18 protein-coding genes and 1 pseudogene are annotated in these 17,381 nt (G+C 65.6%); 14 read left to right on the top strand and 5 right to left on the bottom strand.

The annotated features are described in order from the left end of the window. Positions 1-264 precede the first annotated feature (264 nt). Both ACGF7Y_RS26335 and ACGF7Y_RS26330 read left to right on the top strand, forming a co-directional pair. On the top strand, positions 265-1,272 hold the full coding sequence (locus ACGF7Y_RS26335; RefSeq protein ID WP_393237784.1) for a WD40 repeat domain-containing protein: 1,008 nt from the start codon (positions 265-267) through the stop codon (positions 1,270-1,272). Positions 1,273-1,312: 40 nt separating this feature from the next. Further along, positions 1,313-1,735 (top strand): DUF6924 domain-containing protein, encoded by a 423-nt coding sequence (locus ACGF7Y_RS26330; RefSeq protein ID WP_393237781.1) that lies wholly within the window; start codon positions 1,313-1,315, stop codon positions 1,733-1,735. A 159-nt stretch (positions 1,736-1,894) separates the two neighbouring features. On the opposite strand, the gene ACGF7Y_RS26325 is transcribed toward ACGF7Y_RS26330, so the two are convergent. Then, entirely contained in the window at positions 1,895-2,404 is a 510-nt protein-coding gene (locus ACGF7Y_RS26325) for a MarR family winged helix-turn-helix transcriptional regulator (protein ID WP_393237778.1), read from the bottom strand. Positions 2,405-2,490: 86 nt separating this feature from the next. On the opposite strand from ACGF7Y_RS26325, the gene ACGF7Y_RS26320 reads away from it, so the two are divergent. Continuing rightward, on the top strand, positions 2,491-2,862 hold the full coding sequence (locus ACGF7Y_RS26320; RefSeq protein WP_393237775.1) for a VOC family protein: 372 nt from the start codon (positions 2,491-2,493) through the stop codon (positions 2,860-2,862). 373 nt (positions 2,863-3,235) lie between these two features. Here the strand turns inward: ACGF7Y_RS26320 and ACGF7Y_RS26315 are convergent, their stop codons facing one another. Continuing rightward, entirely contained in the window at positions 3,236-4,363 is a 1,128-nt protein-coding gene (locus ACGF7Y_RS26315; protein ID WP_393237772.1) for an NADH:flavin oxidoreductase, read from the bottom strand. Between the two features lie 109 nt (positions 4,364-4,472). Between ACGF7Y_RS26315 and ACGF7Y_RS26310 the strand changes: the two genes are divergently transcribed. Continuing rightward, positions 4,473-4,955 carry a MarR family winged helix-turn-helix transcriptional regulator gene (locus ACGF7Y_RS26310; RefSeq protein WP_393237769.1) on the top strand — a complete coding sequence of 161 codons (483 nt, stop codon included), beginning with the start codon at positions 4,473-4,475 and terminating at the stop codon, positions 4,953-4,955. A gap of 106 nt (positions 4,956-5,061) precedes the next feature. On the opposite strand, the gene ACGF7Y_RS26305 is transcribed toward ACGF7Y_RS26310, so the two are convergent. Then, positions 5,062-6,045 (bottom strand): DUF6492 family protein, encoded by a 984-nt coding sequence (locus ACGF7Y_RS26305; RefSeq protein ID WP_393237931.1) that lies wholly within the window; start codon positions 6,043-6,045, stop codon positions 5,062-5,064. Positions 6,046-6,718: 673 nt separating this feature from the next. Between ACGF7Y_RS26305 and ACGF7Y_RS26300 the strand changes: the two genes are divergently transcribed. From ACGF7Y_RS26300 to ACGF7Y_RS26290, 3 genes are all read left to right on the top strand, one after another. Next, on the top strand, positions 6,719-6,928 hold the full coding sequence (locus tag ACGF7Y_RS26300; RefSeq protein ID WP_393237766.1) for a hypothetical protein: 210 nt from the start codon (positions 6,719-6,721) through the stop codon (positions 6,926-6,928). A 124-nt stretch (positions 6,929-7,052) separates the two neighbouring features. Next, the gene (locus ACGF7Y_RS26295; RefSeq protein WP_393237763.1) at positions 7,053-7,655 is read left to right on the top strand and encodes a hypothetical protein; all 603 of its coding nucleotides are present in this window, start codon (positions 7,053-7,055) and stop codon (positions 7,653-7,655) included. Positions 7,656-7,988: 333 nt separating this feature from the next. Further along, positions 7,989-8,597, top strand: a complete 609-nt coding sequence (locus ACGF7Y_RS26290) for a hypothetical protein (RefSeq protein WP_393237760.1) — start codon at positions 7,989-7,991, stop codon at positions 8,595-8,597. A 155-nt stretch (positions 8,598-8,752) separates the two neighbouring features. Here the strand turns inward: ACGF7Y_RS26290 and ACGF7Y_RS26285 are convergent, their stop codons facing one another. Then, complete coding sequence (locus ACGF7Y_RS26285) at positions 8,753-9,319, bottom strand: AAA family ATPase (RefSeq protein ID WP_393237757.1); 567 nt, start codon at positions 9,317-9,319, stop codon at positions 8,753-8,755. Positions 9,320-9,513: 194 nt separating this feature from the next. Between ACGF7Y_RS26285 and ACGF7Y_RS26280 the strand changes: the two genes are divergently transcribed. After that, positions 9,514-10,395 (top strand): hypothetical protein, encoded by an 882-nt coding sequence (locus tag ACGF7Y_RS26280; RefSeq protein ID WP_393237754.1) that lies wholly within the window; start codon positions 9,514-9,516, stop codon positions 10,393-10,395. A 393-nt stretch (positions 10,396-10,788) separates the two neighbouring features. On the opposite strand, the pseudogene ACGF7Y_RS26275 reads toward ACGF7Y_RS26280, so the two are convergent. Further along, a pseudogene (locus tag ACGF7Y_RS26275) lies at positions 10,789-10,899 on the bottom strand (IS5/IS1182 family transposase); the annotation flags it as partial. A gap of 799 nt (positions 10,900-11,698) precedes the next feature. Between ACGF7Y_RS26275 and ACGF7Y_RS26270 the strand changes: the two are divergent. The 6 genes from ACGF7Y_RS26270 (at position 11,699) to ACGF7Y_RS26245 (ending at position 17,198) form a co-directional block, all read left to right on the top strand. Then, positions 11,699-12,778: a glycosyltransferase gene (locus ACGF7Y_RS26270; RefSeq protein WP_393237751.1), complete on the top strand. Its 1,080-nt coding sequence runs from the start codon at positions 11,699-11,701 to the stop codon at positions 12,776-12,778. Positions 12,779-12,902: 124 nt separating this feature from the next. Next, complete coding sequence (locus ACGF7Y_RS26265) at positions 12,903-13,907, top strand: phytoene/squalene synthase family protein (protein ID WP_393237748.1); 1,005 nt, start codon at positions 12,903-12,905, stop codon at positions 13,905-13,907. 9 nt (positions 13,908-13,916) lie between these two features. Further along, the gene (locus ACGF7Y_RS26260) at positions 13,917-14,270 is read left to right on the top strand and encodes a lycopene cyclase domain-containing protein (protein ID WP_393237745.1); all 354 of its coding nucleotides are present in this window, start codon (positions 13,917-13,919) and stop codon (positions 14,268-14,270) included. Continuing rightward, entirely contained in the window at positions 14,267-14,599 is a 333-nt protein-coding gene (locus ACGF7Y_RS26255) for a lycopene cyclase domain-containing protein (RefSeq protein WP_393237742.1), read from the top strand. Before ACGF7Y_RS26260 ends, ACGF7Y_RS26255 begins: the two co-directional genes overlap by 4 nt. Beyond that, the gene (locus ACGF7Y_RS26250; protein WP_393237740.1) at positions 14,596-16,191 is read left to right on the top strand and encodes an FAD-dependent oxidoreductase; all 1,596 of its coding nucleotides are present in this window, start codon (positions 14,596-14,598) and stop codon (positions 16,189-16,191) included. Before ACGF7Y_RS26255 ends, ACGF7Y_RS26250 begins: the two co-directional genes overlap by 4 nt. Continuing rightward, positions 16,188-17,198: a DUF5914 domain-containing protein gene (locus tag ACGF7Y_RS26245; protein ID WP_393237737.1), complete on the top strand. Its 1,011-nt coding sequence runs from the start codon at positions 16,188-16,190 to the stop codon at positions 17,196-17,198. The genes ACGF7Y_RS26250 and ACGF7Y_RS26245 overlap by 4 nt, the downstream gene beginning before the upstream one ends. The last annotated feature ends 183 nt before the right edge of the window (positions 17,199-17,381 follow it).

The raw sequence follows: 17,381 nt of genomic DNA, 5'->3' as shown, positions 1-17,381 counted from the left end.
CAATCGCCCGCGGCCCTGCTGCTGTCTCGACCGGCGAAGGCTGAGAGGGTCACCGGTGAACACGTCGTTGATCTTGGGGCGCCACCCCGGGTCGGCCACCCCAAGTTGAACGCCCGCTCAGTGTCGAACCGGCCACCGTCCGCGTCACCGCGCGTACGAACACCACCTGTGCACGAACCATCAGGACAAGACACCGGAATTCGCCACCGCAGGGTCCGTGCCGCAAGGCCGTCCCCCCGCAGCGTGACAGGCGGCGGCGTCACCATGAGCATGCACGGTGCGCGTTCGTCGTGGATGCACCGCCACCCGGTCGCGGTAGCGGTGGTCCTGATTATCACGTCGGTGATTCTCGGCCAGATCATCCTGAAGCTGATCCGCGGTGGTCCTGAACCCACAGCCGAATTGGTGGCAACACAGAACGTTTCTGGTGTCGTGTCTACCAGTATCGGACCCGGCGGCCGTGTACTGCCACTCTCGGTCACGGACGGATCGACCGTGCGCCTGGCCGGTGTACCGGTATACGCCGCGACGGCGCCGGTCACCGAAATCGTGTCCAGCCCCTCGGGGTTGCTCGCGGTGACCGATAAGTCCGGGACGGTCTCGGTCGTGGATTCCACGCAACCGAAACCGCCCATAAGCCAATATCGCGCTCCCGCCGACGCAACACCGGTAACGGCCGCGATCTCGCCAGACGGCCGCGCGCTGGCGATCGCACTGTCCAACGGCAACGTCCTGATCACCACTGGTGGAATCGAACTGCAGCGACTTCCCGCGACCAGTGGCACTGTGGGTGCCCTGATCTTCAGCCCCGACGGCGCGAGTCTCGCCATCGGGAACTCGCTGGGAGTCGTGACCGTGTGGCATTTCGTCACGCAGGACCTCCCCGCAGCCCGATTCCCACAAGCAAGTGGTGTTACCACCTTGTCGTTCTCACCGACCGGATCGCAGCTCTTGGTCGGCACCGCGAATGGACAGGCACTGCTCCTGGACGCCAGCAGCCGTGAGCAGCTTCGGCTCCTCGCTTCGACGGATCTGACGAGCCCGGTAACAGCCGCAGCGTTCAGCCCTGACGGCAAAACCTTGGCAGTCGCCGGCAAGGGATCGGCCGCGCTCTGGTCGCCCCCGAGAGGTCTGGGTGACGCTCCGACGGCCAGGCTGGCAGCACCCGGCGAAATCCGTTCGCTCACCTTCTCCGGGGATGCGCGGAACCTCATCGTCACCGACAGCTCTGGAACGGTGCAGACCTGGCGGATATTCACCCGCGGCGGCTGACAGCGTTGGTGTTCGGCTCCCGTAGTGCACAATCGGGCGTATGGCACGATCTCTGCCCGAGGGCGAATCGCTTCTGGTCCGTACGGACTTCACCGACGACGTGGCGTGGGCCCAAACCCTCGCGGCGGTCATCGCGTCCTACGACGAAGACACGATGACGGAGCTGACACCCGTCGACGACGTGTCCTTCGACGGGCTGACACCCGCCGACCTGGCTGATCTGGTCGATGGCCGGACCTATGTGTTCCTCGCCGACGCCACCACGATGACCGCCCCCGAGCATCCACTGCTGGCGGTCGATACCGGCGACGCGGAGGTCCGAGGTGACGGCAACCCGGTGTTCCGGATCGCGCCGATCGCGATGGCCGAGGTCGAGGTCAACTTCTTGCTCGCCAATATGGACTTCGAGAACTACGCGGGCGGCGTCGACGACGACGGTGTTTTCCGCGGCTTCGATCGGTGAACGCGGCCGGCTTCATGGCCGGCCACCGGATGGTAAGGACCAAGTCGATGCGGTGTGCACCGCCGCATTGCAGTGGGTTGGGCCTCCGGGGGTGCGAATGCACGGTGTCTCACCAGGCACTGTCTCCCAATGGATTTCGTAGCAGAGGTGTGGCGGCGCTCACCGGATCGTTTCGTCGGCGAGGCGTTGCAGGTAGCCGGCGAATTGGCGGCGGTCGTGTTCGTTCCATGTCGCGGTGAGCTGGTCGAAGCATCGGCGTTGCCAGTCGTGGGATGCGGCCAGCAACTCGTGCCCGCTGTTGGTGAGCCGCAAGACGACTCGACGGCGGTCGTATGCTGAGCCCTCGCGGGCGAGGTATCCGGCCGCGACGGCGTCGCGCACCATGCGGCTGGCGCCGGAGTGGTCGAGGCCGAGGTGTTCGGCGACATCCGTGACGGTAGTTTCCGCGCCGGTCCGTCGCGCGGCGGCGACAGCTTCCACGACCTGGATGTGCTGCACCCGCCACCGGTCATCGTCCGGTGCCGGGCTGGGGCGGGTGAATGCCTGGTTGCTCCAGCGGCGTGACCAGAAGCGGACCAGTCGAAACAGCGCCGGACCGCCATCGACGGCAGGGCTGGAGCCGTCTACTGCGCGACCGGCTGGGGTGTTTCGAGTGTGACGTGGGCCCACCCTCGACATTGTATGCGATACGCACATATATTTGTGTGCGTATCGCATACAACGGATTCTTCTGGTCCACTACGCAGGAGGTGGCGATGTCCATCGTTCTCAACCACACGATCGTCCCGGCGACAGACAAGCATTCCGCAGCAACGTTTTTCGCCGAGCTTCTGGGGCTGTCGGTATCGGCCCCGAGCGGCCCGTTCGTGCCGGTGCGAGTCAACGACGATCTGACATTCGACTTCGACGACCGTGGGCGAGCCGAGCCCGGCCATTACGCCTTCCTCGTCGATGACGACACCTTGGACGCCGTGCTGGGGCGGCTGGCGACCTGGCCCGCGGTCGAGTACGGCTCCGGCCCTGAACACGGGTGGGACCGGCAGGTCAATCACCTGGCAGGTGGCCGCGGGGTCTATGTTCGCGACCCCGACGGTCACAGCTACGAGTTGTTCACCGCGGTTCCATGAACCCACACCATCCACAGCCGGCGGACATCCTCAGGGCAGCGAGGAAACACGGACGGCGGTCGCGGTGGTCGACGCGGCTGCTGGTCGGTGCCGGGTTCTGACCGAGCAGCAGTGGGAATGATTGGAACAACTGCGACTGAGATCCGGGTCGGCCGCAACTTCGCCGACGGCCGCCGCGTGGTCGAGGGGATGCTGTATCGGTTGCCGACCGGGAGACCTGGCGAGACCTGCCGGCTCCCAGCCTAAAGCCTGAGTGTCAGGGCTTTCATCCGGTCCGCTCGGCCGGGTCCGTGCCCGAGTCGCCCGGTACGAGGGGACCGGCGGTCGCGAAGGAGGCGCCCTGGACGGCCGCATCCCCGCGGTACCCACTCGTTTACCTCAGCGTCTTCAATGCCGCCGCGTCGTACGGCTTCAGCTCGTCGATCCGCCCCGCCAGGACCTTGGAGGCCCACTCCGGGTCCTGGAGCAGGGCGCGACCGACGGCGACCAAGTCGAATTCTTCGCGCTCCAGGCGATCGAGGAGGTTGTCGATGCTGCCGAGTTCGGCGCCCTCGCCGGTGAACGCGCGGAGGAAGTCGCCGTCGAGGCCGACCGAGCCGACGGTGATGGTGGGCTTGCCGGTGAGCTTTTTGGTCCAGCCCGCCAGGTTCAGGTCCGAGCCGTCGAACTCCGGGAGCCAGTAGCGACGGGTGGAGGCGTGGAAGGCGTCTACGCCGGCTGCGGCGAGCGGAGCAAGGATCGCCTCCAGCTCCTGCGGGGTCTCGGCGAGCCGCGCGTGGTAGGCCTCCTGCTTCCACTGCGAGTAACGGAAGATCACCGGGAAGCCGGGTGAGACGGCGGCACGCACCGCGGCCACGACCTCGGCGGCGAACCGTGTGCGGGCCGCGGTGTCGCCGCCGTAGACATCGTCGCGGCGGTTGGTTCGCGCCCACAGGAACTGGTCGAGGAGATAGCCGTGAGCACCGTGCAGTTCGACGCCGTCGAAGCCGATGCGCTCGGCGTCCGCGGCGGCTTCGGCAAAGGCGCCGATGACGTCGTCCAGGTCACCGTGGGTCATCGCCTTACCGAGACCCTCGCTGCCGTCGAGGCGAATGCCGGAGGGGCCCACGGCGGGCGCATCGGGGTAGGGTGCGTCGCCCTGGTTGCGGACCATGCCGATGTGCCACAGCTGCGGCATGATCGTGCCGCCTGCCGCGTGTACGTCCTCGGCGACCTTCGCCCACCCCGCCAACTGCTCTTCGCCGTGGAACCGTGGCACCCGATCACTCTGCCCGGCGGACTCGTGGCCGACGTAGGTGCCCTCGGTGATGATCAGGCCCACGCCGGCGGCGGCGCGGCGAGCGTAGTACGACCGCACGTCGTCACCGGGAACGCCGTCGGGGGAGAACATGCGCGTCATCGGCGCCATCACGATGCGGTTGGGGACGGTCAGGCCGTTCAGCGCGACGGGTCGGGACAGGATCTCGGCTGTGCGAGAGGCGTCGGACGCGGTGACGATCACTGGACACTCCTTGGGGGTACGACTGCGATGGTTGAGAACTTCAAGCAATGGCCACACGCTAGGGGTAGATATTTGAGATAGTCAAGTTTCTGGGGATAGGCTGGCTGTCATGGCAGAAGCTCCCCGCGTCGACACGGCCCAGCTGATGGAGCTGCTCTCGGTGTCGCTCGGCGTCTACTACGGCGACTTCACCGTCGCGGCGGCGAGTGAGAACCTGACGGCGAGCCAGGGCAAGGCGCTGACCGTGCTGCGCCGGGGACCCGTCGCGATGCGCGCTTTGGCCGAGACCTTGGCCTGCGACGCCTCCAACGTGACCGGGATCATCAACCGGCTGGAGAAACGTGGCCTCGTGCGACGGGAGACCAGCGAATCCGACCGGCGCGTCACCAATCTCGTCATCACACCCGAGGGCGAGCAGGTAACCGACACGATCCGGGCGAAAATGCGCGCCACCCAAGACGGCCTGAACAGGCTCAGCGACCAGGACCGGGACTGTCTGTACGCACTACTGGGACGGATTTTCGTGTCCCGGCCGGACTCACCTACGCCGGTCGCAGATCTCCGCTGCCCAGCAGTTCCTCCCCGCCGGTGACCACCAGCCTGTTCGCCGCTTGTCCCCGGGCGAGGTCTTCATGAGCCGGACCGGAGAGCGTCGGTAGCCGGAAACATACCCCCGCAATGAGCCGACCATAAATACTTCACCTGAGACCTGCGGTTCGACCCGGACGCTCGGCGCCGCTCAGGGATCGAGTTGCGGGGGCGATGTGAAGGACACCTTGGTCGAGGTCGAGCATCAGCGCCCCGGAGGTTGCTTGCAGTTTTCTGCGTAACTGATCGGGGATGTAGTCCATGGTGGCGATTCGATTGCGGTAGTTGAGGAAACTGTGGCATCCGATCGCCTTGACTCCCGACCGGCGGATGCCGGCCACAGCGTCCCTCAGGGTCCACAAGGCTTGTTCGGCCGGCTGGATGATATCGATGGCGTCGAGGTGCCGCGACCGGATCTGCCCCCCGAAGAATCTCGCTGCGAAGTGGCGGTAGAGCACATACTCCGAAGCGCCGGTCCACTTCTCGTGCTCTATCGTCGCCAGGAATGCCTCCCAGAACGGTTTCTCGTGCTGATCCTCGACTCGCCGCATCAGGTCCGCGAGTATCTGCCTGTCGAACACCATGTGATGCTGCATCCCGCTGTAGGGGTCGACCGGCCGCCACTCGGCAAGTAGCCGAGTCGAGGCGGTGATCGCGGAGTGGCGGTCGGGGATCGCGTGCCGACGGGTGTCGAGGCGCCATTGCAGCGGGTATCCGAATGCCAGACAGGATTTGCCATCGTTTTCGACGAACACGACATCGTCGACGATCGCGTAGTCCGCATCGAGCACCAGGAGGTGTCGGCCTGTGCTCGGCAGGATGCGGAAGCAGTGCAGTTTGAGCAACTGCTGGAAATACCACGACGAATTGCGGTGATGGTCGCCCGATCTGCGCAGGGCCGCCTCGATGGCGGCCGGTGTCGGCGAGACCGCTTCCTCATCGATCCACTGCACCTCGTGCTCGGTCCGCAGCTGTGCGAGCAGTCGCGCGGACCCGACGATATTCACCGATCGAATCGGATTACGACAGTGTGCCCTCAACCCGGTGATACAGGCGTCGAGGCTGAGCAGGTCCTTGGCCGCTACCGGGATCATGACGTCGATTGCCGGTAGGCGCACAGTGTCGGTGGCCACGTTCACACTCCGTAGGCTGGGTCGGCACTGGTAACCATAGCCAGGATTCGCGCTCGAAAAGCGCCGGAACTCCAGCATTTTCATCGCTGGCAGTCACGGAGGGCTGTTCCTGCGCCTGGACCCGCTTCGATGACACGATTCGCGGAGCGGGGGCAGCTGTTGTGTTGTCAGGGCGCTCGGCCGGATGTGTGGCCTTCGGGCAAGTTGCGGCAGTTCGAGAATGGTCGGCGGGCATACGTCCTTGACCACGATCGACGTGGTGAGGAGCTCGAGGTAGTGGACATCTTCGCTCCGGCGCCGGCCGAGATGGTCGTGAGCGTGTTGGAGCAGGGCAAGGCCGTGTTCGCGTTCCATGGCTTGCCCTGGCGAGGAGAGTAGCCGCTCCGCTGGACTGCCACCATCAACCCGCTTCCGTTGCCCTACACTGCCCGGATTCGCGATCACAAGGAATTGCTCCCTCAGAGGTGGTGTCGGATTCGCGATCAGCCGACACCGAGGTTCGCGATTTGAGCCAACCGGCAACCCCGTATATTACAAAACTTCCCACGCGTCGTCGGCGCACACCGATGGCACTCGATGCCACTGCTCCGACACCACCAACCACTCGTGCTGGATCGAGGACCTCGGAAACTGCTTGGCGACAACGAAAGTGACGATCGACTACGCGCAGATCGGCTCGCTCGCCGGAACCGAGGCGGCGTTGCCCGCGGCTCTGCTGCGCAGCAGGCGGATCCGGATCGGCGGTAGCGGCGCGGGCTCGGTCTCGAAGGCCGCGATGATCGCCGAGCTTCCCCAGGTCCGCGCCAGGTTCGCTCTGAAGCAATTCCTAGCCGAACGGATCTGACAATAGGTGCCTGGCGCGTTAGCTCTGCATAAGAACGACACTGAGCTCGGAATGTTTGAAACGCCGCATGTGGTTCGTTCGATGAGACGATCATGTTGCCGGGACGGCCGGGGAGGAAGTTGAGATGATCGACGGAATGGTTGTCGCCACATACGTGGCTGCGGCGTTGGGAGCGACGGGCGGACAGGCCGTGGACCGATCACTGGATCAGCAATTAACCGCTCTCACCGGCGCGGTCGCGCGCGGGCTCGGACGGCGCGCACTCGATGACCTCGATCAGAACCCGCACAGTATGGCAGCACGCCGCCAACTCGCCGATCAGATCGAACGCGCGGCTGCCGCCGACGCGGAATTCGCCGGCGAACTCGCGGCCCTGCAAGCCACGCTCGGCATGCTGAACGGCGTAACCGTGATCAACACCGCGACTCACGGCAGCCGGATTGTCACCGGCAGCAGAGGGATCACGGCCGGAGGCAGCATTCACAACACCACATACGACATAGCGTCGGATGAGGATCTGTCCCGAGCTCCGAGCTGGACCAAGGCACTGTTGTGGATCGGCTTGATCTTCGTCGGTATCGGCTTCGTCGGCGGTCTGATCGGTATGTCCCAAGGCGCGTCGGTGTCGGGACAGTTCAACTTGCTGCCGTTCTTCCTCATCGGCGGTATCCTCATGACCTTCGCCGAACTCGGTGCAAGAACGTCGACGCCTCGACGCCGCCGGTAGGTCGGAAACAGTTCGAACACTCGGTCGCCCTACGGTGATACAGCCAGTCCGTCGTGCGACGAGTGAGGTCCGCAGGGGAATTCACATGCGCGGCATGTTTACTGGAAGACAGCTGGATCATGGCATCTTCGCTCGCCGATTGAAACAAGCTGCGGGTATGTCCTTTCGATATCCACGGTGTGCGATCGTGTCCAACTCCTGGCATGCAGACCGCTAACTCGGGGTCGTACCGAATTCTGCGAGATCGATCTCCAGTCGGAATGTGTGAAACAACGCCGCTGGCTCGTTCGATGAGATGAGTGTGCTGCCGGGGCGGCTGTGGAGGAGACTGACATGATCGACGGAATGGTCGTTGCCGCATACGTGGCTGCGGCGCTGGGGGCAGCCGGTGGACGATTGGTCGACCGATCACTGGATCAAGGACTGACGGCTCTTACCGGCGCGGTCGCGCGCAGACTGGGACGGCGCGCACTCGACGACCTCGACCGAAACCCGGCCAGCATGGCAGCACGCCGCCAACTCGCCGATGAGATCGAACGCGTGGCATCCGCCGACGCGGAATTCGCCCGCGAACTCGCCGAGCTCCGAGACAGACTCGACCGGATGAACGGCTCGACCATCATCAACACCGCCACCCACGGCAGTCGAATCGTCACGGGCGGAGATGGCATGACCGCTGGCGACGACGTCTATCACACGACCTACGATTCCCCGGCTCCAGGGGATCTGTCGCGGGCACCTCTGTGGAGCAGAGTCCTGCTCTGGATCGGCACGACGATCGGGGTAATCGGCTGGGCGATCGCCGGGATCGCGATTGCCCAGCACACACCGGGACACATGAACGATGCCACAAACGGTTTAGTGGTCTTCATGATCGGAGTCGGTATCGCGCTGGTGGGCCAATATGGTGCGAGCACTTCGACACCCCGACGGCGGCGATGATCCTGACGGTTCGAATCGACTAAAGAGTACTAATCTCAGCTCGAGGTCGCTCTGATCCGTGGGCGCAGTTCCGCAGCATGCGCACCGGCCACAACGACCAGCTGCAACGATTGCCTGTCCACGACGCGCCCGTCGAGGTTGTTCCTCATATTTCTCTACGTCGCGGCGCGGGGTGGGATGGCGAATTGTGTGATCGCGTCGAGGTCGGGCTGGTAGCCGTCGCTGGTGTCGACGGTCAGTGCCGGTACGTCGAGCCGGACCGGGTCGAAGGCTTCGATGGGTGATCGGCCTGCGGCGGTGATCGAGGTGAGGAGGTCGCTGTCGTTGTGGGCGTGCCGGTGCGGGTCGGCGGCGGCGCGGGCGGTGATGCGCTGGTGGATCAGTGCTGTGGGGGCGGTGCAGTGGATGACGCGGATGTCGGCGATCTCGGCCAATGGCAGCAGGTTCGGACGCCAGAGTTTGTCCTGGAACGCGGCCTCGGCGACCACGGTGACCCCGGCGCGGGCGAGGGTGGACAGGACGGCGAAGAACACCTCCAGGGTGGGGATGTTGAGGTCGTCGTATCCATCGGCGGGGTCGCGGTGTCCGGAAAGCACCATGCCTTGTTTGATCTCGTCACGGATTATGGCTGGGACACCGATGCGCGTGGCCAGGGCGTGGGCGAGGGTCGACTTTCCGCTGCCCGGGGGACCGCTGACGATGACGACGGTGGATTGCGCCATGCCGCATTCTGGCATCTCGTTCACCGGTGATGTCCGCCGCGGTCGTCTGCGTTGGTTTTGCCTGCCAACGCCCGCAGGCTGCTCGACGCTTACGAGAACGCGTGGGCGGGCGGGCGCAGGAGGGCGACCGCGGCGACCGGAGCTGACGTCAGAGACGGAGCTGCCCGACAGGCGTGGCTCATTAGGCTGGCTGAGTGGAGTTCACAACGGATTTGGAGCGCGGTGGGTGGCTGCTGGCGCGCGTCGGCGAACACGGGGTCGGCGGCGTCGCTGGTACCGGCTTCGAGGCTTATGCGCGAATCCTGCACCCGGTCGAGGCGACCCGCCGCGATGTCACGGTCACCGACGAGTGGGGCACTCCCGAGATCGAGGAGGCGATGTGGCCGTGGGCCGAGGTCGCCGCGCGCAACGGCAGAGTGATGCATCCGCTGGTGCAGTGGCGCAACCTCACCGACGCTGAGGACGAAGCGGCGATGTCGTTCGATGACGGCTGGACAGTGGGCCAGACCGTCGAGGGGTGGTTCGACCCGAGCCTGCTGGCCGCGCTCACTGTCCACCTTCGCGCAGCCACCGAGGCACCGGAAGAGGTAACGGCTGGAGTATGGAATGGATTCGGCGAGCTGAACACATCCTCGGGTGCGGTGTTCGTCGCGTCCACCGACGGCGATCCGCAGAACCTCGAGCGCGCGCGAACTCGAATCGACGCCGAGCTGGCTGCCTCTCTCGCGCCGCAGGTCAGGCGGGCAGTCGAGGCAGGGCCCTTCCTGCAGTGGCCGGGACGCGACTTCATGCTGTTCGACACCAGTCTCTCCGAACTCGCCGATCCCAGCTGGGTACATGCCGCGGGCCTGGGATGGACGACCGACTTCCCCGGAGTGACGCCGCAGCTGCTCTGGCCCGCCGACCGCGCATGGGTCGTAGCCAGCGAGATCGACTTCGACTTCACGATCGTCGCCGGCTCACGGGTTCTGATCGACGCGGTTGTGGCCGACGATCGTTTCGAGGCTTTCGAGATCGCCGAAAATTCGGATCTGAGCTGGGACGGCGACACAATCAACCCCGCGCCGAAGGACTGAGATGCCGGCGAGAGCTCGACCAGGGCGTGCGACCGAGGTCCACGACGAGTTCGCGAACAGGGCGGCAGTACGCATGGAGTCGGCGGCCGCACGCCTCGAGACGGCTCAGTAGTCCGCGCGAGGAGCAGTGACCGGACGGCGATCGATGATCGCACGTACGCCGACGCCGCGGTCCACTTGCCGAGCACACTACCTCCGCGCGCCCAGCTTGGGGCCGGAAGGTATCTGTAGGCCGGAATATGTTGTTGCGCATGCGGATCCGGCGTACCTCGGACTGGCATATCGGGTTCCGGATGCGCCGTGCCCCTGTCGGCTGCCCAACAGCTGATACTCGTCGAGGAGATCCCCCGCGATCGTCGAGGAGTGCGAGGTGGAGGTCGTTCTCGGCGCGCGGGACACGTGGTCCGGTCTCGTGCGCGGACGGCCACCAGCTGGACGCGGAACACGGATGCGATCCAAGACCGCTGTCAACTGTGGACCGTCACCCCATTGTCCTGGGGTTAACCAATGCAACTCGATGGATTCGACGACCCGGTGGTCGAGCGAGTGTTGGGCCGGTTGGACCCGGTCGAACCCCCCATCGCGACGACCTGGTGCGGCGGTGCCGGGATCTCCTGGGGCGAGGCTGCCGTCGAGTGTGGCCGGCCCGCTGAGAAGGGCGTGTCGATTTCGCGCAAGCTTCGGCGACTCGGCCGCCGATTCCAGGACCGACAGCAGCAGCGCAGTGAGCTGATTCGGCCGGCGACGGCTTGAAATAGCGGCGCGGGACAGCCGGGCCCTGTCGCCCCCCGATCCACCGCCAACAACCGGCCCCGATCGACACACTCGACCCGGAACGGCGTGTCTTCTGCGCGTTCGGTCCGACGCCCCGCGGAAATTTGACACAATTGATCTGGATGCACACAGGGTGGGCACCCGATTTTTTCGCGTTCACCACGAGAACTGCCGGCAGGAAGCATGGGGCGCGAGTCGGCGATATCGAGCCGACGACTTGATACGGCGGCCACGCTCGAAACTATTGCGATGCTCGAGAGATCAGCGAAGGAATCTGGGCATGGCTCGATACCTCTTGGCAGCGAGTCCGATATCCGGGCATGTGGCACCCATGCAGGCCGTCGCGGCCGAGCTGCGACGGCGTGGGAATCAGGTGCGCTTGCTCACCGGGACAGCGTTCGGCGCATCCGCTCGAGCGCAGGGTGTCGAATTCTCGGCGCTACCTCGAGATGCAGAGGTCGCACCCGCTGCGCGACCACGTGGTAGGGCCTCTGACCTGCTTCGGCGGTGGCAAACCGGGCGGGCGGAGTTGCAGTCCGCTTTTCTCGCGCCGATCCCGGCGCAGTACCGTGCACTGTGCGCTGAGCTGGATCGCACGGACTTCGATGTCGTTCTGGTCGATGTGATGTTCACCGGTGCCATTCCGCTGCTCTTGTCGCAGCGAGAACGTCCGCCGGTGATCGCCTGCGGCGTCGTTCCGTTGATGCTGTCCAGCGCGGACTGCCCGCCGTTCGGGATCGGCTGGCAACCGCGAGCGGGTCGTGATTACTCGGCCATGAACCGGTTCGTGCAGCAGGTGCTGTTTCGTGGCGTCCAGGCGAAGCTCGAGGTAATACTGCGCGCGCTCGAGCTGGGGCCCGCGCCGGCCTTTCTGCTCGATTGGCCCCTGCTTGCCGATCGAATATTGCAATTCACTGTGCCTGGATTCGAATACCCGCGATACGATCTGCCGCCGTCGGTGGTCTTCGTCGGACCGATTCCGACTCCTGTCGCCATGGATGTCGCTGTGCCGAGCTGGTGGCCTGCTTCGGATGATGCGAGAAAGATCGTCCATGTCACGCAGGGCACATGGGACAATCGGTGTTTCGATCAGTTGCTCCGCCCGTCTCTGTCGGCGCTGAGCCAACGCCCCGATCTACTGGTCATCGCGTGTACCGGTGGCTCGCGCTCGCCGATCGGAACTCTGCCCGCGAACGCATATGCCGCCGATTTCATCCCCTATGACCGGCTTTTGCCGCGGGTCGACGTGATGATCACCAACGGTGGCTACGGCGGCGTGAACGAAGCGCTGCGCTACGGAGTGCCGTTGATCGTCGCGGGCGATACTGCGGACAAGCCTGAGACCGCGGCCCGCGTCGCATACGTCGGTGCAGGCATCGATCTCCGCACCGCCCGGCCCCGGCCCGCTGCCATCACGGCGGCGGTCGACAGAGTGCTTGGATCTGGCAGCTTCCGTGACGCGGCAAACCGGTTGGCGCTGGAAATCGCGAATCGGTCCCCCTTCGACGCCGTCGCGGCCGCATTGACGGAAGTGGCCTCTGGCCCTCGCCGCGCGTTATCCGCACCCGCCATCCAGGAATGGCATCCGAGGGCAGGGGACGAAGAATGACAGTCGTCGCGGCATCGCACAAACCGCTGTGGCCGCCGGACGTGTTCTGCCACCGGCGACAGCGTGCAGTCTCCATCTCACGTGCCCGCCGATACCCGCGATTCGTGCTGCTGAGGAGGTGGCCATGATGCGCACGGAGCTCGACGCCGCAGGCATCACAGACCAGGAACTGCGGCAGTCGTATCGGATCTGCCGCGAAATCAACGCTCGCGATGGGAAGACATTCTTTCTCGCCACTCGGTTGCTCGCACCCGATCAGCGACCCGCTGTGCACGCGCTGTACGGATTCGCGCGGCGCGCCGACGACATCCTGGACGAATTCGACCCGCATTCGTCAACGGCCGACCGTGCTGCTCGATTGGACAGGTTGGCACGGCAATTCGAAGCCGCGAACACCGGCGGTGATCCGGTACTGGCCGCAGTGCTGCACACCGCCGAGGCCTACCGGATACCGAACGATCTGTTCGGTGCGTTCCTGGCCTCGATGCGTATGGATCTTTCCGTGACCGACTATCCGGACCGCGCCGCGCTGGACCGCTACGTCTACGGGTCGGCGGAGGTGATCGGGCTGCAGCTGCTGCCGGTGCTGGGCACCAGGGACTCGGCGGCAGCCGCGCCGTACGCCGCCGCCCTCGGCAAGGCATTCCAGCTGACGAACTTCCTGCGTGATGTCGACGAGGATCTGGCTCGCAACCGCATCTATCTGCCCGCTGACGAGCTGGCCGCATACGGTGTGGACCGGGAATTGCTGTTGTGGTGCCGCCGACATCGCCGAGGCGAGCCGCGAGTGCGACGCGCGTTGGCGGCACAGCACGCGATCACCAGAGAAGTCTACGATTACGCGCTTCAGGGGATCGAATTGCTCGCGCCTCGCTCGCGGCCATGCGTGACGACCGCGGCGACGCTGTATGCAGAGATACTCGACCGCATCGAAGTGGCGGACTTCGAAGTGTTCGGACGACGTGCGAGAGTCGGCATCGGTCGCCGACTACAGGTCGGCGCGGCGGGCCAGCTGCGAGCGTGGTGGATACGGCGATCCGCGAGACCGGCTCGGCCCAGCGCTTCGAACGTCACCCTGGACGGGTCCGCCATATCGCTCGATTCCGCCGATCCGCGCGAACACACGTGAGGTGTTGCTATGGACCACTGGCGTTATCTCCTTATTCTCGTCGCCTGCCTGGTGCTGACCGCTCCGCTGGAGTTCCTCGGCCCGGGTGTCTACCGCAGGCCGCGGCTGCTGCTCGGCGTCCTGCTGCCCGTGGTCACGTTGTTCGTGGTCTGGGACCTGGTGGCGATTGCCGCCGGTGTGTGGGATTTCAACTCCCGCTATGTGCTGGGCGTGATCTTGCCCGGGGCGATTCCGCTGGAGGAGTTGCTGTTCTTCATCGTTGTCCCGCTGTGCGGATTGCTGACCTACAGCGCGGTCGAAACGCTGCTCGGGGCAGGCCGTCGCCGCGGTAGCAGAAGCGCGACGAAAGGGCTGCGACGATGAACTCGGTGGGCTGGGGGTATACGCTGCCCGCCTTGCTGGCGGTCGTGGCGGTGTGTCTGGTCGAGTGCGCGCTGTTGCGAACCGGGCTGTTTCGGCGACCCGGCTACTGGTTGACGATGCTGATCGTCCTGGGGTTCCAAATCCCCGTCGACGGGTGGCTGACCAGGCTCGACGCGCCGATCGTGCGATACAACCCGGACCACATCCTCGGACTCCGGTTCCCCTGGGATATCCCGGTGGAGGACTTCTTGTTCGGTTTCGTCTTGGTGACATCGGTGCTCCTGGGCTGGGAGCGGACCCGGCAGCGGCAGAGTGAGGTGCGGCGATGAGACTCGGTGCGTCGGCTTCTCGGCACGGCAGGGATCCTCGGCGCGTGCACTATCCCGCAGCCGCGGGGTACATGGACGTCGGCCGTGGCGGTCGGCGTCCGCGGGCCGTCGTCGTCGGTGCCGGGATCGCCGGCCTGGCGGCTGCGACGGGGTTGGCCGAAAGGGGATTTCATGTCGAGGTCATCGAACGCGAGCGGTACCTGGGTGGGCGTGTCGGCGGCTGGACCGAACATCTTCCCGATCGCAGCGCGGTCGGAATGAATCGTGGCTTCCACGCCTTCTTCGCGCAGTACTACAACCTTCGCAAACTGCTCGCCCGCACCGATCCACGGTTACGCAGGCTGCGCCGGCTCGACGACTATCCGCTCATCGACGCCGAGGGCCGCCGCGACACCTTTCGCCGTCTGCCGAGGACTCCACCTTGGAATGCGCTCGCCTTCGCGCTGCGCAGCCCGACCTTTCGGTTGCGCGATCTGATTCGTATGGACCCACGCGCCGCCGCGCCGCTGGCCGCGGTCTCGGTCCCGGACATCTACCACAGGATCGATCACCTGGATGCGGATACCTTCCTTCGTCGCGTCAACTTCCCCGACGCGGCCCGCCACCTCGCGTTCGAGGTCTTCTCGCGCAGCTTCTTCGTCGCTCCCCAGCACATGTCCGCCGCCGAACTGGCGACGATGTTCCACATCTACTTCCTGGGCTCCAGCGAGGGCTTGCTCTTCGACGTGGCAGAGGACAATTTCGATGTCAGCCTGTGGGCGCCGCTCGCGGACTACCTCACCGCGCCGCAAGTGCCCGAGCGGCCGGGGACGGTCCGCGTACACACGGGCGTGTGCGTCGACCGAATTGATACCGACGACGCGATCGGGTTCCGAGTGTTCGACGACACCGACGCCGAGATGACCGCCGACGCGGTGGTCCTGGCCGTCGATATCACCGGGTTGCGCCGGATAGTCGCCGCGTCCCCCACGCTCGGTGATACGCCATGGCGTGCACAGGTAGGCCGAATGGGTGTGGCGCCGTCCTTCGCGGTGCACCGTCTGTGGCTGGATCAGCCGGTGCGCGCCGACCGCCCGAGCTTCCTCGGCACCGGAAACCTGGATCCGCTCGACAACATCAGCGTGGTGGACAGGTACGAGAAGCAAGCAGCGGTTTGGGCACGCGGTAGTGGTGGAAGCGTCATCGAATTGCACGCCTACGCCGTTGCGGATGAGATACCGCGCGACGCGGCACGTGACGAGGTGCGCGAACGGCTGCTCACCCGGCTGCACCATATCTATCCCGAGACCGCCGAGGCCCGCATCGTGGGGGAGAACCTACTGTGGCGGCAGGATTGCCCACGGTTCGCGCCCGGAGACTTCGCTCGACGGCCCGGTGTTTCGACTCCGCATCCGCGATTGGTGCTGGCCGGCGACGGCATACGCGTCGACTTGCCGGTAGCTCTGATGGAGCGCGCCGCGACCACCGGCTGGATCGCGGCGAACACGCTGGTTCGTCAGTGGGCTGGTGCCGGGCATTCCTTGCAGACGGTCCCGCACCAGGGTCGATCGGCGATCCTGCGCACGCTCGCCACTCGCAAGGGGACGCGATGAGCAAACGCGCCGAGTTCGGCAAACGGCCGAAAAACATGCCGCTACAGCGGTTCTCGCCGCAGGAATGGTCTCGCCAACGGCCGACCCACGGGGATGCCGACCCTGGTCTGATCGCGGCCGCGCTGCGATGGTCACAACAGCGTCCCTCGGGTAACTGGTACACCTTCGCCGCCAGTCGCAGTATCGGTCGCGACCGTCCGCTGAGTACGACCATCGGCGGGATCGAACTCGTGGCCTGGCGTGACGAGCGGAACGTCCTGCACGTCGGTCCGGGAGCATGTCCGCATCTGGGAGCACCACTTGCCGAGGCGCAGGTCGATGACGTCGCACTGATCTGCCGATGGCATGGTCTGCGGGTAGAAGCGACCGGATCCGCCCGATGGTGTCCATACCCCAGTTACGACGACGGCGTGCTGGCCTGGGTGCGGCTGGACACGATCGGCGAGCAGACACCTACCGACACACCGATCATCGGCCCCCGCCCCGCCGACACCACCGTCCACGCGGTGACGCGCTTGACCGGCGTATGCGAGCCTCGTGACATCATCGCGAACCGGCTCGACCCTTGGCACGGCTCCTGGTTGCATCCATACTCGTTCACCCACCTGGAGGTGACGCAGGCCCCGCCGCGGCACGACATCATGGAGGAGAATCATCGGTTCCTGCTCACCGTGACCTTCCGAGTGACCCGCCGGCTCGGGGTGCCCGTCGAGGCCGAGTTCACCTGCCCGGATCCGCGCACCATCGTCATGCGAATCCTCTCCGGCGAAGGAACGGGGAGCGTCATCGAAACCCACGCGACCCCAATAGGTTCCGGCCCCGACGGCCGAGCGCGTACCGCGGTGATCGAGGTCGTGATCGCGAACTCGGAGCGGCCGGGGTTCCGGTACGCGCGCCGGGTCCTGCCGGTGCTGCGCCCGCTGATGACTCACGCCGCGACGCGGCTGTGGCGTGACGACATGGCGTACGCCGAGCGCCGGTATCAACTGCGTACCCATCGTCGGTAGGCGGGCCGGTATCCGGTCTTCCGGATCGAACCCGCAGGCCGGGCTCGGGCCGGCGATTCGGACGAAGTCGGCGCGGAATTCGGCGGTGGGGAAGTTGGGGCCGGTTCGCGGGCGCACTGTCCCGGCTTCCGAGTCACCGGAATCCCCTCCACCGGCAGCATCACCGCCCACCACCGGTGATCA

The organism is Nocardia sp. NPDC047654 (genome assembly GCF_043205035.1).
Taxonomy (GTDB): domain Bacteria; phylum Actinomycetota; class Actinomycetes; order Mycobacteriales; family Mycobacteriaceae; genus Nocardia.
This window is presented reverse-complemented; position numbering and strand designations above follow the sequence as displayed.